Below are 15,851 nucleotides of genomic sequence, written 5' to 3'. Positions count from 1 at the left end.
TTATTCGTTTCTTGAAAATTTACAAGGTGGGGATTTAATTATGCTTATGTCACCTTATTTCATTTACTGTAATATATTTAATAGACTGAGACCTGTGGGTTACAGAACTCAGTCTTTACAAGCCATTAAATCAAGCCAACTAACTTTGGGGTTTAGGCCATTTAAATATTTTTTTCAATATTAATAATTAGAACTTGTAGCCCATTTTTAAACCATATGCGATAGCGTAGTTATCTTTAAACTCTGCAACATAGTTTGTTGTATCGAATTGGGCGCTAGTCTGTAATTTAGCATCACCTAACCAGAAATATTTGACCCCGCCAGAAATGAATGTTTGGGGTGTTGGGCTGAATTGAGCGCCTAAACCAAGATTCCAATAACCTTCTGTTGGTCCGAGTGCTGTCACAGGATTACCTGCACCAGAATCCCAACCTACTGAAATGTTTCCCATCCATTGATCATTTAATTTACGCCCCAAACCTACATTTGCGGACCATTGGTCATCACTATAGGCAGTTAGATCAAAGCCATTTGGTTTGCCAACGGACGGTCCTGCGATTTCTGAAGCTAAACCGAACGCATAAGGACGGATTGTAAAATCTTTCCAATTTACCCAGCGCATATTTGCAAATGCAATTGTATTTGCCATGATACCTGTTTGAAAATCTAGATTAACAGATTGGGGCGTAGTAATTTTTGTTTGCTCTAAGCCATTATTCATATTAATAAAAGTGCCAATATTTTGCCCTAGTGTTGCAATGGAGCTTTCATTAATTGTCATTTTGTGATCAATTTCAGAGCGATAAGTAACAGATGCTTTTAATGCTATTTCTGGAATTTGATATGCAACACCAGCCAACCAACCGACGCCGCCAGTTTCTTTAATGTTGAGATTATATCCGCCAAAGCTGTTATTCCCACCGAAGGCTAAGCCACGAAATTTAGCATCGCCTTCAATTGTTTGGTAAACGGGACCTGCATAAAAATTAAAATTTTCAGTAGGTTGGTAGCCAAGCAACATTGAAATACTTTGTGTCTTTACTTCAACCTCAAGTGACTCTGTACCATTATGAAATAGTCCTAAGCCACCAGCCGCGATTGATGCAGTATCAGAAAGTGCGTAAGTAACATCGGCACCAAATGGTCTATCGTAAATTAAGCCAAAAGAGAAGTAGTCTGTTACTTGTAATTTTAGCGCAGCGCTAGGGAAGTAATAATCATCACCCATGTCGCTAATATTTGTATTTTGTAAACCAATAGCGCTTGGTGGTGTAGCATTTGGTGAATATCCATTACGTACTTTACCAGTAACGTTTGGATCTAATATCGAAATACCTGCTTCAAAGTAATTACCTGGTTGCAAGAATGCAGAGATAGACTGACCTGATCGATCTAGAGATGCAGCAAATGCCCCCGTCAGTGGTAAAGTTACTAAAATAATTGCTGTAGTTAATGTTTTTAATTTCATTTTACGTCTTTCCTTGAGGTGAAAATGTTTATGAGACATTTTGTGTTTATGAGACATTTTGTGTTTATGTTTCCTAGAGAATTCGATTAACCGAAAATATTACTGTTGTAGGTATGAAGCTCACCCATTATTTAAGTTTCAACTCTCGTCATCATTTAGTATGAGCACTAGCAATCAATAAGATGTGCAAACTCTAGCTAACTCTTGTTTAGGGCTATGAGTTAGCTAGCGAGTATTAGGTTGCAAAAAATGGAATAAATAGTTAGCCTGTTGTGACTAAACCCCCATCACGGCAGCCATGATAGATTGATGTAACCAACGTGGAGTTGCCCAAGTCAGGATGGTAATTGCTTTATTACCAAACCCTGGTACCACACTCATACGGCCTGCTTGAAGTGCTCGGATTCCCGCTTGAACCACAGGCTTGGGCTGCATCATGACCATTTTTAAAGCTGGCGTTAGCTTTTGTTTAGCTCCTGCCACAAATCCCGTATCTGATAGGCCTGGGCATAGTGCTGTAACGACGACGCCATCCTTTTTTAATTCTCGATGGAGTGCATCAGAAAACCTTAGTACATAGGCTTTAGCAGCGGAGTACACGGCAAAATTCTTAACGCCTTGATAAGAAAGCATACTGGCGACCATCAATATGCTTCCTTTTTTTCTGGCGCGCATGTCTTCGCCGAACAGGCGTGTCATTGCGGTCAAGCTACGGATGTCCAGATCGATCATTGCTAATGAATGATCAAGAGCCTCATCCAAGAATGGACCTTGCAATCCATGGCCTGCGTTGTTAATCAAAACGTCAACCACAATATCTCTTTCGCGTAGACGCTGATGTAACGCAGTAACTGCAGGAATAGAGGAAAGATCCACTTGTTCCACAATGACCTCAATATTGAAGTTCTGGCGTAACTCAGTAGCAAGGTTTTCAAGCTTATTTAGGGTGCGCGCTACTAGGATTAGTGATCTGCCTTGCTCAGCGTACTGCTTAGCGAACTCGACACCAAAACCGCTTGATGCACCAGTCACAAGAACCCAAGAATTATTTTTTTCTGTCATCTCACTTACTCCGGTTTGCTATAACAATTTGAATTAATTTGCATTACTATTCCTCATTTTGTGCTTTCAATCTGGGTGACTAAATTTTAAAAATCTTGAGGTTGCCAACCGCCACCTAGGGATTTGTAAACTGCTACAGCTGCAAGGGCTGAATCAGTTTGTGCTTGAAGTTTTCTATCTGAAAATTGCAAAGCATTTGAATCTGCTTGTAATACTTCTATTCGACTGTTAATTCCTTTTTGATAGGCAATTAGAGCGATCTTTTGTGCATGCTTTAATGCATTTTCTCCATCTTGGAGAGCCATTAACTGTTCTTGTCGTTTAGACAAAGTTGATAATGAGTTTTCTACATCTTCCGCTGCATGTAAGACGGCTAATTGGTAGGCTGCGAGCTTTTCGGCTTCTTGGCCCTTGGCTAAGCGAATTTCTGCATTAATTCGACCAAAATCAAATAAGCGCCAACGTAAACCTAATAAGCCAGCTGCCTGATTGGCACCACTTGAAAATAAGTTTCCACTTGCTGTGGTTGCACTACCTATCAAACCGCCTAAAGAGACCTTTGGGTAATATTCTGCAATCGCACTGCCAATGCGTGCATTTGATGCTGCCAGTTGTCTTTCAGCCATGATGAGATCTGGTCGTCTACGTAAAAGATCGCGAGGTGTTCCAGTTTCAGTAATCTGTGGAATAACGGGAATTGGTTTTACTTCTGCTAGTTCTGCTCGGTGAGTTCCCGGTACGGTTCCAAGCATAACGTCGAGGGCATTCATGGCAATGTCTAGATTCATCCCAAGAACAGGAATAACAGCTTGAACTTGAGCAACATTCGCTTTGGCTTGTTTGACCTGAAATTCGGAAGCTAATCCTTTGCTGTATAAAAGATTAATCGTTGAAAGAAGTTGCTGTTGGGTTTTTAATTGTTGATGGGCAATGTCTAATCGAGATTGTAAGCCGCGAATATTAATATAGATATTTGCAGTTTGAGCTGCGACCATTAAACGAACTGCTGAGGCTCCTGCATTTGAAGACTGATAATTTGCAAGAGCAGCTTCACGATCTCTGTGAAGGCCTCCAAAAATATCTAACTCCCAAGTTGCACTTAAATTTGCGTCATAAGAACGACCATGTCGGTCAAAATCTGGCATTGAATTTAAAACTTGCCCCAAAGGTGTTTCAACAGATTGGTAAACTTTAGCTGCTTGTGCATCAACAGTACCTATTGGTTGTAAAGAGGCATTAGCTGCCGATAATCCAGCCTGAGCTTGAGTCACTCGAGTATATGCTTGGGTCAGATCAAGATTTTGTTTTAATGCCAATGTGACATATCGAGTCAGTTGTGGATCATTAAAACTTTGCCACCATACGGCAATATCAGCTTTGCTATTTTCATTTGATGAGTTTAAGGGGGTGCCAAGGTATTGCTCGGGTAGAGATATATGAGGGCGTTTATAATTAGGACCTACGGTACACGCAGTAAGAGTACTTACGATGATGGGTAGGAGAACGATAGATCTAGATAACATATTTCCCCCGAGGCGAGATTTTGAACAATAGTTTAATTGTGACTATAATACAATTTGGTCACTAGTTGTCAATATCATTTCGCAAGAGTTAAACTGCCACTTCCAGATAAAGGTTTAAATTGAAAATATGAGTAAAGAAAAGAGTAGTTATCCTGTTTCAAAGCGAGGACCAGAAGATCATGATGTAAGAGATCAAATTCTGAGTGCCGCTACAGAGCATTTCAGCCGATATGGGTATGAGAAAACTACAGTTTCTGATCTTGCAAAATCTATAGGTTTCTCTAAAGCTTATATTTATAAATTTTTTGAATCTAAACAGGCAATTGGCGAAATGATATGTGCCAATTGTTTACGTGAAATTGAAGATGAAGTTAATACGGCTATTAATGAAGCTGAATATCCAGCTGAAAAATTAAGAGTGTTATTTAAAGTAATTGTTGAAGCAAGCCTGCGCTTATTTTCTCAAGAACGTAAGCTTTATGAAATTGCCGTTTCTGCTGCTTCTGAGAAATGGGATGCTACAATCGCTTATGAAAATCGAATTCTTAAAGTAGTACAGAACATTATTCAAGAAGGTCGCCAATCAGGTGATTTTGAAAGAAAAACGCCAATTGATGAAGCAGTTAAGGCTATTTATTTAGTGATGAGGCCTTATCTACATCCACTACTTTTACAACATAGTATTTCATATAACACCGATGCTCCAGTCTTGCTTTCTAGTCTTGTACTAAGAAGTTTATCGCCATAATAGATTTGTGACTATTGACTAAATTGGTCACTTGATTAAAAATGAGTCTCCTGATTAATTTGTTAAGGGGGGCTCAAATATGCTTTATCGTCGCCTTATTCCGTTTACAGCAGTATGTATATTTCCTTTTTTCTTGCTCGGTTGTGCTGAAAATACGCAATCTGACCCCCGTACTTCGGCGCCGTTAGTACGAATCGCAACTGTACAAGATGAAATCACTTCCGATTCAAGAGCATTCACAGGCACGATAGGGGCGCGGGTAGAAAGTGATCTAGGTTTTCGTGTCTCTGGCAAAGTCATCAAACGATTTGTTGAAGCAGGCCAGACGGTAAAGCGCGGTCAGTTACTGATGCGTATTGATCCGGTCGATTTAGAACTTGCTGCCAAAGCCCAGCAGGAAGCTGTCGATGCAGCTAGAGCGCGTGCAGAACAAGCAGAGAAAGATGAAGTTCGATATCGTGATTTGAGTGGAAGTGGAGCTATATCTGCTTCAGCTTATGATCAAATTAAAGCCGCGGCAGATACAGCAAGAGCACAGCTAAATTCTGCCCAAGCCCAAGCAAAGGTTGCAATAAACGCAAGTCATTATGCCGATTTAATTGCGGATGGTGATGGTACGATTATGGAAACACTGGTCGAACCAGGTCAGGTTGTCAGTGCGGGTCAAACAGTCATTCGCTTAGCTCATTCTGGTCAAAGAGAAGCCATCATTCAGCTTCCAGAGACATTACGTCCTGCAATAGGGGCTATGGGTCAAGCTACACTATTCGGTAAAGAAAATATTAGTGTCCCAGCTAAACTTAGACAGTTATCAAATACAGCAGATCAACTCACTCGTACTTTTGAAGCACGTTTCGTATTAGACGGCGATTTAGCAAATGCTCCTTTAGGTTCAACGGTTACTGTTCGTATTGCCAATCAAAATCAGAGTTCACAACATTTTTTTAAAGTGCCAGTCGGTTCCTTGCTTGATAAGGGCAAGGGAGCTGGAGTCTGGGTAATTAATGGAAAAACTCAGAAAGTAACATGGCGTCCCGTTGTGGTTAAACAGCTTGATGATGAATATGCCTATGTCACTGGCAATATTCAAAATGGAGATCGAATTGTTGCTTTAGGTGCGCATTTGCTTCGCGAAGGTGAATTGGTACGTATTGCATCACAAGCGAGTCAGCCTTCAGTTGGAAATGAAGGGGACCACTCATGAGTGAGAAAGGATTTAACTTATCGGCCCTTGCTGTGCGTGAACGTGGTATTACGCTATTTCTGATTTTTTTGATTTCAATTGCAGGCATCGTTGCTTTTTTTAAATTAGGTCGAGCCGAAGATCCAGCTTTTACAGTGAAGGTGATGACCATTGTGACTGCATGGCCAGGGGCAACTGCTCAAGAGATGCAAGATCAAGTTGCTGAAAAAATCGAAAAACGGATGCAGGAGTTGCGTTGGTACGATCGAACAGAAACCTATACCAGACCCGGCTTAGCTTTTACGACACTGACTTTGCTTGATAGTACGCCACCATCACAGGTTCAGGAGGAATTTTATCAAGCAAGGAAGAAAGTAAATGATGAGATGGGTAACTTGCCTGCTGGTGTTATTGGACCACTCGTTAATGATGAATATGCAGATGTAACTTTTGCTTTATATTCATTAAAGGCAAAAAATGAAGCGCAAAGATTATTAGTACGTGATGCAGAAACAATTCGACAGCAGTTACTTCATGTGCCGGGCGTAAAAAAAGTCAACATTATTGGTGAACAATCTGAGCGTATCTATATTGAATTTTCGCATGAGCGCTTGGCAACATTAGGTGTAAATCCACAAGATGTATTTGCTGCACTGAATAATCAGAATGTGCTTACACCTGCTGGTTCTATTGAAACCAAAGGCCCTCAAGTTTTTGTCAGATTAGATGGTGCTTTTGACAAGCTACAAAAAATTCGTGACACCCCGATAACGGCTCAAGGTCGCACCTTGAAATTGTCAGATATTGCGACGGTTAAACGCGGCACTGAAGATCCTGCAACATTCATGATTCGTAATGGTGGTGAACCGACCTTACTGTTAGGAGTGGTGATGCGCGAAGGATGGAATGGATTGGATCTTGGTAAATCATTAGAGAAAGAAGTCAGTTCCATCAACGAAGATTTACCTCTAGGCATCAGTTTAAACAAAGTGACTGACCAAGCGGTCAATATTAGCTCATCGGTTGATGAGTTCATGATTAAATTCTTTGCAGCATTGCTTGTGGTTATGTTTGTAAGCTTTATTAGCATGGGATGGCGCGTTGGTGTCGTGGTTGCTATGGCTGTACCGCTTACATTAGCGATTGTTTTTGTGGTGATGCTGGCAACAGGTAAAAACTTTGACCGAATTACACTGGGCTCTCTTATTCTTGCTTTAGGGCTTTTGGTTGATGATGCCATTATTGCGATTGAAATGATGGTCGTGAAAATGGAAGAGGGCTTTAGTCGTGTTGCAGCCTCGGCCTATGCATGGAGCCATACGGCAGCGCCGATGCTTTCTGGAACATTAGTCACCGCTGTTGGGTTTATGCCGAATGGCTTCGCTCGATCTTCAGCGGGGGAATATACCAGCAATATGTTCTGGATTGTGGGTATTGCACTGATTGCTTCATGGATTGTGGCTGTGGTTTTCACGCCTTACTTGGGTGTGAAAATGTTACCTAATTTTAAAAAAGTTGAAGGTGGCCATGCAGCAATTTATGACACCCCGCGATATAACCGCTTTCGTCAAATTCTTGAACGTGTGATTGCACGTAAATGGCTTGTTGCTGGTAGTGTAATCGGACTATTTGTTTTGGCCGTAGGCGGAATGGCATTGGTGAAAAAACAATTTTTCCCAATCTCTGACCGACCTGAAGTGCTTGTTGAAGTACAGATGCCTTATGGAACATCGATTACGCAAACAAGTGCTGCGACAGCCAAAGTTGAGGCTTGGTTATCTAAGCAACATGAAGCAAAGATTGTGACATCGTATATTGGTCAAGGTGCACCTCGTTTCTATTTTTCGATGGGGCCTGAGTTACCAGATCCATCCTTTGCCAAGATTGTGATACGAACCGACAATCAGGAAGAACGTGAAGCCTTAAAACACCGCTTAAGACAAGCCATTTCAAATGGACTCGCAACTGAGGCGCAGCTACGTGTAACCCAACTTGTGTTTGGACCCTATTCACCCTATCCAGTGGCTTACCGAGTTTCAGGCCCAGATCCAGAAAAATTGCGTGTGATTGCGGCTCAAGTTCAGCAAGTTATGAATGCTAGCCCAATGATGCGAACTGTAAATACGGATTGGGGAACTCGTGTACCGGCTCTGCATTTCACATTACAGCAAGACCGCTTACAAGCAGTTGGTCTTACATCAAGCTCAGTCGCACAGCAATTACAGTTCTTACTCACTGGTATTCCGATTACATCTGTGCGTGAAGATATTCGTACCGTACAAGTTGTTGCTCGTTCAGCAGGTGATATCAGACTAGACCCTGCAAAAATTGGTGATTTCACACTGACAGGAGCAAATGGACAGCGTATTCCTTTAGCACAAATTGGCAAAATTGAAGTACGTATGGAAGAACCTGTCATACGCCGTCGAGATCGAGTTCCTACAATAACTGTTCGTGGAGATATTGCCGAAAGTTTGCAACCACCAGACGTATCTACTGCAATTACCAAACAGCTTCAGCCCGTTATTAAAAATCTACCAAAAGGTTATCGCATTATTGAAGCAGGTTCGATTGAAGAGTCGGGTAAAGCCACTAAAGCCATGCTTCCTATTTTCCCAATCATGTTGGCAATGACGCTGCTCATTATCATTCTTCAAGTGAGATCTATCGCCGCAATGATTATGGTGTTTCTCACTAGTCCGTTGGGGTTAATTGGTGTAGTACCCACACTTCTTTTATTTCAGCAGCCCTTTGGTATCAATGCATTAGTCGGGTTGATTGCATTATCTGGAATTTTGATGCGTAACACGCTCATCTTAATTGGACAGATTCAGCAAAACAAAGAAGCTGGGCTTGATCCGTTGAATGCAGTGGTTGAGGCCACAGTACAACGTGCCAGACCTGTAATTTTGACAGCTTTAGCCGCTATTTTAGCTTTCATTCCTTTGACTCACTCTGTGTTTTGGGGAACGCTTGCTTACACACTCATTGGCGGAACGCTTGCAGGAACCATTTTAACTTTAGTTTTCCTGCCAGCCATGTATTCGATCTGGTTCAAGATTGGGGCTAAACCAGCGGTTTAATGATCAGATTTTTAAATTTAAAAAGTTATTCGGAGTTCATATGTCAAACTCAAAAGTGATTGTAATTACAGGCGTCTCGTCTGGTATTGGGCAAGTTACGGCAGAAAAATTTGCTAAACTCGGCCATAAAGTTTTCGGTACAGTCAGAAATAATGTCAAAGCTCAACCCATAGAAGGTGTAGAGCTTGTTGAGATGGATGTGTCAGATGAAGACTCTGTCCAACGAGCTATTCACTTTATTATTGAGCAAGCTGGGCATATTGATATTTTAGTTAATAATGCTGGAGCAAGTTTAATTGGTGCAGTAGAAGAGACCTCTGTAAAAGAAGCAGAAGCCTTATTCAACACAAATGTATTTAGTATTCTTCGTACTACACAAGCAGTATTACCTTATATGCGAATCCAGCATTACGGAAGAATCATAAATATTAGTTCAGTATTGGGTTTTCTTCCTTCACCATATATGGGGCTATATTCGGCATCCAAACATGCGGTTGAGGGATTATCTGAATCTTTAGATCATGAGCTTCGCCAATTTGGTATTCGTGTATCCATTGTTCAGCCTTCTTTTACGAAAACCAATTTAGATAAAAATGCACCTATAGCAAGTTCTAAAATTCCTGAATATGATCAAGAACGTGACTTAGCTACACAGGCCGTTTTAAATCAGATCGATCATGCACCTCAGCCCGATGGCGTTGCTGATACCATTGTTAAAGCAGCACTCAATGATTGGCAAATGCGCCGTACACCATCTGGGCAAGCATCTTTGTTGAGTAAGTTACGTCGATTTATGCCGAGTGGCCCGGTTGATAAAAGTATTAGAAAGACTTTTGGTTTGAAGTAAATCACGAGTGATTTTTGTATAAACCCTAAGTGCAAATTTAGCACTTGGGGTTTGCTTTTTATATGCTCTTATTCAATTCTAATGAATAGCTTTTATTGATTAAAAATATTAAATGAATCTATCTTTATAATTTTAAAAAATACAAATAATTGTTTTGTTTTTAGTTTTTTGTGAAAGACACATTGTAAGTTATCTAAGAATTAAAAACTTATTTGTAGTGAAATTTTGAATAAATAAAGATTTTTTAAGAGGGCAGATCAGCGCTTTTCGGTTCATTATCCCATAAATTAAATATACATATTCTTGCGATGAACCAACTAATGCAAAAAACTGATCTTGGTGATCAATGCCAATCAGTATTTCATTACTTAACTTGAGCAGATCAAATGGTGATGCATTTTTTTTTGCCTCAACTGATATATTGAAATTCTCGAAAGTTTTTTTGATATCAAGTAATGAATAATAAAAATCTTTTGAACTTTTAATTGTTTGTAAATAAATGGCAATATGGTCTACATCTATTTGTTGATTGTGTTTTGCAGTAATTGCGGAAGCAATAATAAAGGCGAGATTTGAACTATTTGACTCTATTGAGCCTACTTTAAGTTTAGAGATAGAACTCTGGATATTATCAGGTATATGTTGGACTGAAGCTGAGCACATATTTATTGACCTATAGACTGTGGTAGCTTGGGTTGTATTCAGCCCTGCTAATAATGATATAAAAACGATAAGTTTTTTTAATTTAATCGTCATATAAATGCTTGTATGCAATTTTTACTTAGCAAAACTTTAAGCTCCCATAGCAGTTTTTAATGCCTATTTGTCCAGAGTCAAGAGGATTAATAATTAACTCACGACCAACTAATCCTCCGAGTGCCTCCCCAAGTCCAACATCAATCCGCTGTTGTGTTTCGATATCAGTGAGAATAACTTTCGGTAAGGAAAGCCACCATCCAGGTTGAGCAGCTACAGTATTTTCGAAGCTACCCGAACTGATTTTTTGCCATTGGATAGCTTGCTTTTGTAAGGATAGTGAAGTGTCACTAGTAGGAATTGTTCCAGCTGCATCTTGGGCGAGTAAAATTTCATGGAAACCAGATAGAGGATAATCTTTTAATGTGGCATTACTTAGAGTTAAACCTAAAGGTAGATCTAAGATACCTAACACACTTAGTGGACCAGTTTTGGCGACTACATTATCCAACGTTGCAGTTGTAGAGCGGTTAAGAATAAGCGGTTTGTTATAATCATTAATGTGTGCTTCTGTATAGATCAATCCATTTTCAATCACTACATTCTTCAGAACAGTATTCGTAAGCGTTAAATTCAAATCACCAGATAAAGAGTTAATTCCTCCTGTGTCATCATCTAATGTTGTTAAATCTGTATTTGATCCCAATCCAAGTTTACCTAATATGCCTAATGCCCCAAGGCGAAAGCCAACAATTTCTCGAGTAGAAGCATTGTTGGGCGATTTTATAGCAAACTCGATAAAAGGATTAGTAATGACGGCATCTGATCCTGCATAGCTATCATTTACGGGAAGGACACCTGCTAAGCTAATATCTTCAATATCAATGTCACAACCCACTCCTTTAACTCCACCACAACCTAACTGTAAACGTTTAATATTTGCATTTAGCTCTATTTGTGCTTCCATTCCGAGACGATAAAAACCTACATCTGTATTTGGGTTGCCATTTTGATTAGCTGCAATATTGGTGAGACTAAATAATGCTTGACCAGTTACACTAGCTAAACTTTTATCATTTAAGGCATGGAGTTCGGCATTTACCAGAGAACTGACTAACATCAATGGTATTGTAAATAAGATAGCCTGTTTTATACTTCTAAGATTGTTCATACCAGTTCCTTGGCTTAAAGATTATTTTTCATAGGCTTAGTGTTTTTCTTTAAATTCTTCACTAAGCAATATGTGTATTAAGCAGCTCTACTGAACGAGAATTATGATTTGGTCTTTTATGAGACTTAAACAACAATAGAGACATAATGTGTTCAGTGCACACATTATGCTGGTGTTATGTGCGCGGTGTCAACATGCCTTTGAAGCAATCTGAAAATTTAAATCAAAAATCAAATTATCATCATGGAAATGTACGTGAAGAATTATTAAATGCTGGATTAGTTCATTTAGAAAATAATGATGCTGAAAGCCTTAGTTTTAGAGAAATGGCAAGGCAAATTGGCGTAAGTGCTAACGCGGTATATCGACATTTCGAAAGTAAAGACAGTTTTCTGGCTGCATTAGCAGCAAAAGGATTTCAACTTTTACAAGAAGAACAAAATCAGGCTATAAAAAATGCTGATTCTCAAATTCAGGCATTGAAAATATTTGGTTTAACCTATATAGATTTTGCAAAAAAACATCGGAACCTCTTTGCTTTAATGTTTAATCCGGACTTACAAAAAAATGAAATATCCGAGTTAAAAGAAGCTGCAGACAGTACGTATGCTCGGTTGCAAAGCTTAACAGCTTCAATTTTGGGTGTGAGTGAAGATGATACTCAAGTGGAAGTATTAGCGATGTTATGTTGTAGTCTTGTACATGGTCTATCTCATCTTTTACTGGAAGGGCGCCTAGCTGAATCAGAAGAGAAAGCTAACAATTTAGTTTTATTAATTATGAATTATGCTACAGGTTTACTTGCTTCTTCGGCAGAGAAAAACTCTTAATTTATTCTATGCGTGAAGATGAAAAACCAGCCTAGATATTACGAGACTAGTTTCTATTAATATTTAAAACAATTAATTTGAGCTTTCAACTAACTATTAACAATTTCAGGCTAAGCTGTCTAGTTAATAACTAAACTTATCTAGCAGCGTGGTCATTGCCACCATGAGCCGCGATGAACATTTTGACAGCCGCTCGACAATAGGATTCGATTTCATGATCATCCGTTGCTCTCGCTTCATCGAAGCGTGCAATCATTAACAGATCAGATCCTTTAAAAAGTGCGGCAAACATTCGAGCCGATTGAAAAGGGTTAGGCACGTTCAGAAGCGCTTTTGTATGCAATTGAAGTAGCAGGGTCTCAATTTGTGTGATGACATGGGTAGGGCCAGCTTCGTAATGGAGCTTGCTTAACGATTTTTGGTTTGTCTTATCGGCTACGATCATCGCCTCGACACTACGAACGTCGGAACTTAATAACGTACGTAGTAAGGACAATCCCACCGCCATGAGTTGTTCTTCGGCCGAACCTTGGAGCCCTTCAAAAAGAGTTTGTGGTGCAAACTGTTGGCATCGATCTAATATTGCTGCGCTGAAAAGGGCCTCTTTATTTTCGAAATGTCGATAGATACTAAGCTTAGATATCTTTGCTTTCTGGGCAACTTTGTCCAGTGTTGCTGCTTGAAAACCCAATTCGACAAAAAGCTCATATGCAGCATCGACTATCGTTTGGGCTAATGCTTGGTTTACTGGCCGACCGCGCTGACTTCTCTTTTTTTCGCTCACAATAATTATAGTCCTTGACAGTATCTTAATTTCTGAATTACGATACCATGAAGTATCCAAAATGTGCAAGCCAGTGATTAGATGTGATTAGATCTCAGCAATATCCTTTAGACTTAGATCTCCTCCTGCATATCTAACACCATGTTGTTCGATGGGGCAGCACAGAGATGGGTGACTTTCTTAACAATGTCGAAGTGGATTAATTGCTTCAGGCATCAGCTAACTTCTTGATTTAAATTAGGAGCCTATCACTATGGATGATGTCATCATTATAGGAGGCAGCTTTGCTGGTCTTGCCGCTGCATTGCAACTCGGCCGTGCCCGTCGTAAGGTCACTGTTCTTGACACGGGACTGCCGCGCAATCGCTTCGCTGGTCATTCTCATGGTTTGCTTGGACATGACCATAAACCACCGCTAGAAATCTTAGCTGAAGCACGTCGACAGTTAGAACGCTATCCAACGATTAAGCTAGTCAATGCTCGGGCTGAAAGCATCTCTGGTTCTATCGATAACTTCTCTGTTCTGACTCACGATGGCAAAACTATGGGCGCACGCCGCCTTATCTTAAGCTATGGTGTTGTCGATCAGATGCCTGATATTTCTGGCTTTGCTGAAAATTGGGGTGCATCTATCGTGCCTTGCCCTTATTGCGATGGTTTTGAAGTTGCTGATCAACATTGGGGGCTCATCTGGTCTGGTCCAAAGTCCCACAATTATGTACGTCTATATCATGATTGGACGAGTACATTAACGGTCTTCACCAATGGTCACGAGATTTCTGCTGATGTTCTGGCAGATCTCGAACGCCGTAATGTAAATGTGGTAGAAGGCCAGATTACCGAAATTGTCCATAACGAAGGGCGCACAGTAACTGTAGGTCTTGATAACCATCAAAATGTCATGGTTGATATTCTATTTGCACATCCAGACACTAAGCCGTCCGCAGGCTTACACGAATCATTGGGTCTTGCCACGGTCAATACACCTTTCGGTATAGCTCTTAAAGTTGATGAACGTCGTGAAACCAGTATGCCTGGTATCTATGCCGCTGGTGATGTCGCTAATCCACTCATGTCTTCAGTTACCGCAGCATCATCTCAAGGCGCACTCGCGGGTATCTCTGCTCAGCAGTCGATGCTAGTTTGAGTGCAAATATTCTTTTCTTTGACTATGTGATCGTTAGCTTTTGATTAAAGGCACTTCTAAGCAAGCGTTCGCCAATTGATGACTGAATTTTATTGTAATAAGAATAAGGAGGTTTCGGCCTCTTTGTTTTTCTAAGCATTTTGAAAATTGAAAAGTTTATATTTTTGAATTGGGCTTTCTAGCCACATGACACCAATTGTCTAAAAGCACGAATGGATGAGCCGCTTTGATTGATTCATTCAAGTTCGAGTTGGTCATCATCTTTGGTGACTTTGATTTTTAACTTTTTATATTTTCGTTTGTTTGGGTCAATTGCAGAATTCATAACTTCATCTGAGAAAGATGAACATAGCATCAATTTTGCATATGCTCGGTAACCTATCAAAATTCAGCGTAGTGGGTAGTCTGTTCTGTTAGAGTAATAATCGATTCTGGAGTTCAGTTCTTGTAGCAGGGTCTGCTGTGACATGAGGATAATTTCTGTAAGTTGTTCATGCAGCATATAGTGATTTGTCTCTTCCCAGAAGAATTATTTTGAAAATGTTATAAATTTTAGATAAATAAATATTCATATTGCAGGTCGAAGTATTTTTAACATACATCATATTTATTTATTCTGTTTAAATTTAAGTAGCTACACCACAATAAGAAAACTTTATATGATTCTGTAAAAATAATGGTAACAACTCTTTTTTAAGCAACAGCGCTCTATGTGTTATAGTCAATTTCGATTAATTATTGGCTTTAAAATGGATATCTGTATTGGCGGTATACTTAACGGGAAAAAAAGAAAAGACGATCAAAATCATTTCAGAGTAGATAGTCATTATTCTGACCATGGTTCACAATATAATAAAGAGCATTTTCATTTACATGGACAACTTCATACGTTTTGGATAAGTGAAGAGATTGATTTTTGTGATGCACAAAGAAGAGTTGAATTAATATTAAATAAAAGATTTGAACTTGCTTAAATTAAAATAAATATATCTGTGAAATTAGGCGGGTAGTTGATTTTTAATGAAGAAATTTTAGGTAAAATATTTTTTAATTAATATAATGCTAAAAAGAAGCTCTATTTAGTATAGAGCTTCTGAGTTAATTAATTATTTATTCCTTTTTATCTTTATTATTATTTTCGGCAGGATTATTTTCTGCTTCAGGGGGGTGTACAGTCTTTTCAGTTTTATCCTCAGTAGGTTTAGCACTCGAATCATTTTGATTTTGTGTGGTTTTTTTAGAAAATTCTTTGAAATCAGACATTTTAAACTTCTTAATCATCGTAAGGAAGCTTTATCGTAGGCTTTTA

The 15,851-nt window shown here is 39.4% G+C and carries 14 protein-coding genes and 1 pseudogene; 6 read left to right on the top strand and 9 right to left on the bottom strand.

Annotated elements, in window-relative coordinates; genetic code table 11:
* Positions 1 to 187: 187 nt before the first annotated feature.
* From HLV59_RS11645 to HLV59_RS11635, 3 genes are all read right to left on the bottom strand, one after another.
* Positions 188 to 1,468, bottom strand: a complete 1,281-nt coding sequence (locus HLV59_RS11645) for an OmpP1/FadL family transporter (RefSeq protein ID WP_125739708.1) — start codon at positions 1,466 to 1,468, stop codon at positions 188 to 190.
* Positions 1,469 to 1,744: 276 nt separating this feature from the next.
* A complete protein-coding gene (locus tag HLV59_RS11640; protein ID WP_171430008.1) occupies positions 1,745 to 2,530 on the bottom strand; it encodes an SDR family NAD(P)-dependent oxidoreductase in 786 nt (261 codons plus the stop codon).
* 86 nt (positions 2,531 to 2,616) lie between these two features.
* Positions 2,617 to 4,053 carry an efflux transporter outer membrane subunit gene (locus HLV59_RS11635; RefSeq protein WP_171430007.1) on the bottom strand — a complete coding sequence of 479 codons (1,437 nt, stop codon included), beginning with the start codon at positions 4,051 to 4,053 and terminating at the stop codon, positions 2,617 to 2,619.
* 127 nt (positions 4,054 to 4,180) lie between these two features.
* Between HLV59_RS11635 and HLV59_RS11630 the strand changes: the two genes are divergently transcribed.
* The 4 genes from HLV59_RS11630 (at position 4,181) to HLV59_RS11615 (ending at position 9,914) form a co-directional block, all read left to right on the top strand.
* Positions 4,181 to 4,801: a TetR/AcrR family transcriptional regulator gene (locus HLV59_RS11630; RefSeq protein ID WP_131325088.1), complete on the top strand. Its 621-nt coding sequence runs from the start codon at positions 4,181 to 4,183 to the stop codon at positions 4,799 to 4,801.
* A gap of 79 nt (positions 4,802 to 4,880) precedes the next feature.
* Positions 4,881 to 6,005 carry an efflux RND transporter periplasmic adaptor subunit gene (locus HLV59_RS11625; RefSeq protein ID WP_171430006.1) on the top strand — a complete coding sequence of 375 codons (1,125 nt, stop codon included), beginning with the start codon at positions 4,881 to 4,883 and terminating at the stop codon, positions 6,003 to 6,005.
* The gene (locus tag HLV59_RS11620; RefSeq protein WP_171430005.1) at positions 6,002 to 9,067 is read left to right on the top strand and encodes an efflux RND transporter permease subunit; all 3,066 of its coding nucleotides are present in this window, start codon (positions 6,002 to 6,004) and stop codon (positions 9,065 to 9,067) included. The genes HLV59_RS11625 and HLV59_RS11620 overlap by 4 nt, the downstream gene beginning before the upstream one ends.
* Before the next feature lie 40 nt (positions 9,068 to 9,107).
* A complete protein-coding gene (locus HLV59_RS11615; RefSeq protein ID WP_171430004.1) occupies positions 9,108 to 9,914 on the top strand; it encodes an oxidoreductase in 807 nt (268 codons plus the stop codon).
* A 189-nt stretch (positions 9,915 to 10,103) separates the two neighbouring features.
* Here HLV59_RS11615 and HLV59_RS11610 read toward each other — a convergent pair whose 3' ends face one another.
* Both HLV59_RS11610 and HLV59_RS11605 read right to left on the bottom strand, forming a co-directional pair.
* On the bottom strand, positions 10,104 to 10,577 hold the full coding sequence (locus HLV59_RS11610) for a hypothetical protein (RefSeq protein ID WP_163118417.1): 474 nt from the start codon (positions 10,575 to 10,577) through the stop codon (positions 10,104 to 10,106).
* Positions 10,578 to 10,695: 118 nt separating this feature from the next.
* Positions 10,696 to 11,781: a hypothetical protein gene (locus HLV59_RS11605; protein ID WP_171430003.1), complete on the bottom strand. Its 1,086-nt coding sequence runs from the start codon at positions 11,779 to 11,781 to the stop codon at positions 10,696 to 10,698.
* A gap of 194 nt (positions 11,782 to 11,975) precedes the next feature.
* Between HLV59_RS11605 and HLV59_RS11600 the strand changes: the two genes are divergently transcribed.
* The gene (locus HLV59_RS11600) at positions 11,976 to 12,611 is read left to right on the top strand and encodes a TetR/AcrR family transcriptional regulator (RefSeq protein ID WP_171430002.1); all 636 of its coding nucleotides are present in this window, start codon (positions 11,976 to 11,978) and stop codon (positions 12,609 to 12,611) included.
* Positions 12,612 to 12,747: 136 nt separating this feature from the next.
* Here the strand turns inward: HLV59_RS11600 and HLV59_RS11595 are convergent, their stop codons facing one another.
* A complete protein-coding gene (locus tag HLV59_RS11595) occupies positions 12,748 to 13,395 on the bottom strand; it encodes a TetR/AcrR family transcriptional regulator (protein WP_171430001.1) in 648 nt (215 codons plus the stop codon).
* 253 nt (positions 13,396 to 13,648) lie between these two features.
* Here HLV59_RS11595 and HLV59_RS11590 point away from each other — a divergent pair, with 253 nt between their 5' ends.
* Complete coding sequence (locus HLV59_RS11590) at positions 13,649 to 14,542, top strand: NAD(P)/FAD-dependent oxidoreductase (protein WP_171430000.1); 894 nt, start codon at positions 13,649 to 13,651, stop codon at positions 14,540 to 14,542.
* Between the two features lie 235 nt (positions 14,543 to 14,777).
* Here the strand turns inward: HLV59_RS11590 and HLV59_RS11585 are convergent.
* The 3 genes and pseudogenes from HLV59_RS11585 to HLV59_RS11575 form a co-directional block, all read right to left on the bottom strand.
* Positions 14,778 to 15,011 (bottom strand): annotated as a pseudogene (locus tag HLV59_RS11585) (hypothetical protein).
* Between the two features lie 341 nt (positions 15,012 to 15,352).
* Positions 15,353 to 15,469, bottom strand: a complete 117-nt coding sequence (locus HLV59_RS11580) for a hypothetical protein (RefSeq protein WP_125699389.1) — start codon at positions 15,467 to 15,469, stop codon at positions 15,353 to 15,355.
* A 183-nt stretch (positions 15,470 to 15,652) separates the two neighbouring features.
* Positions 15,653 to 15,805 carry a hypothetical protein gene (locus tag HLV59_RS11575; RefSeq protein ID WP_171429999.1) on the bottom strand — a complete coding sequence of 51 codons (153 nt, stop codon included), beginning with the start codon at positions 15,803 to 15,805 and terminating at the stop codon, positions 15,653 to 15,655.
* Positions 15,806 to 15,851 lie beyond the last annotated feature (46 nt).

This window comes from Acinetobacter lactucae (assembly GCF_013122135.1).
Taxonomy (GTDB): Bacteria; Pseudomonadota; Gammaproteobacteria; order Pseudomonadales; family Moraxellaceae; genus Acinetobacter; species Acinetobacter lactucae.
This window is presented reverse-complemented; position numbering and strand designations above follow the sequence as displayed.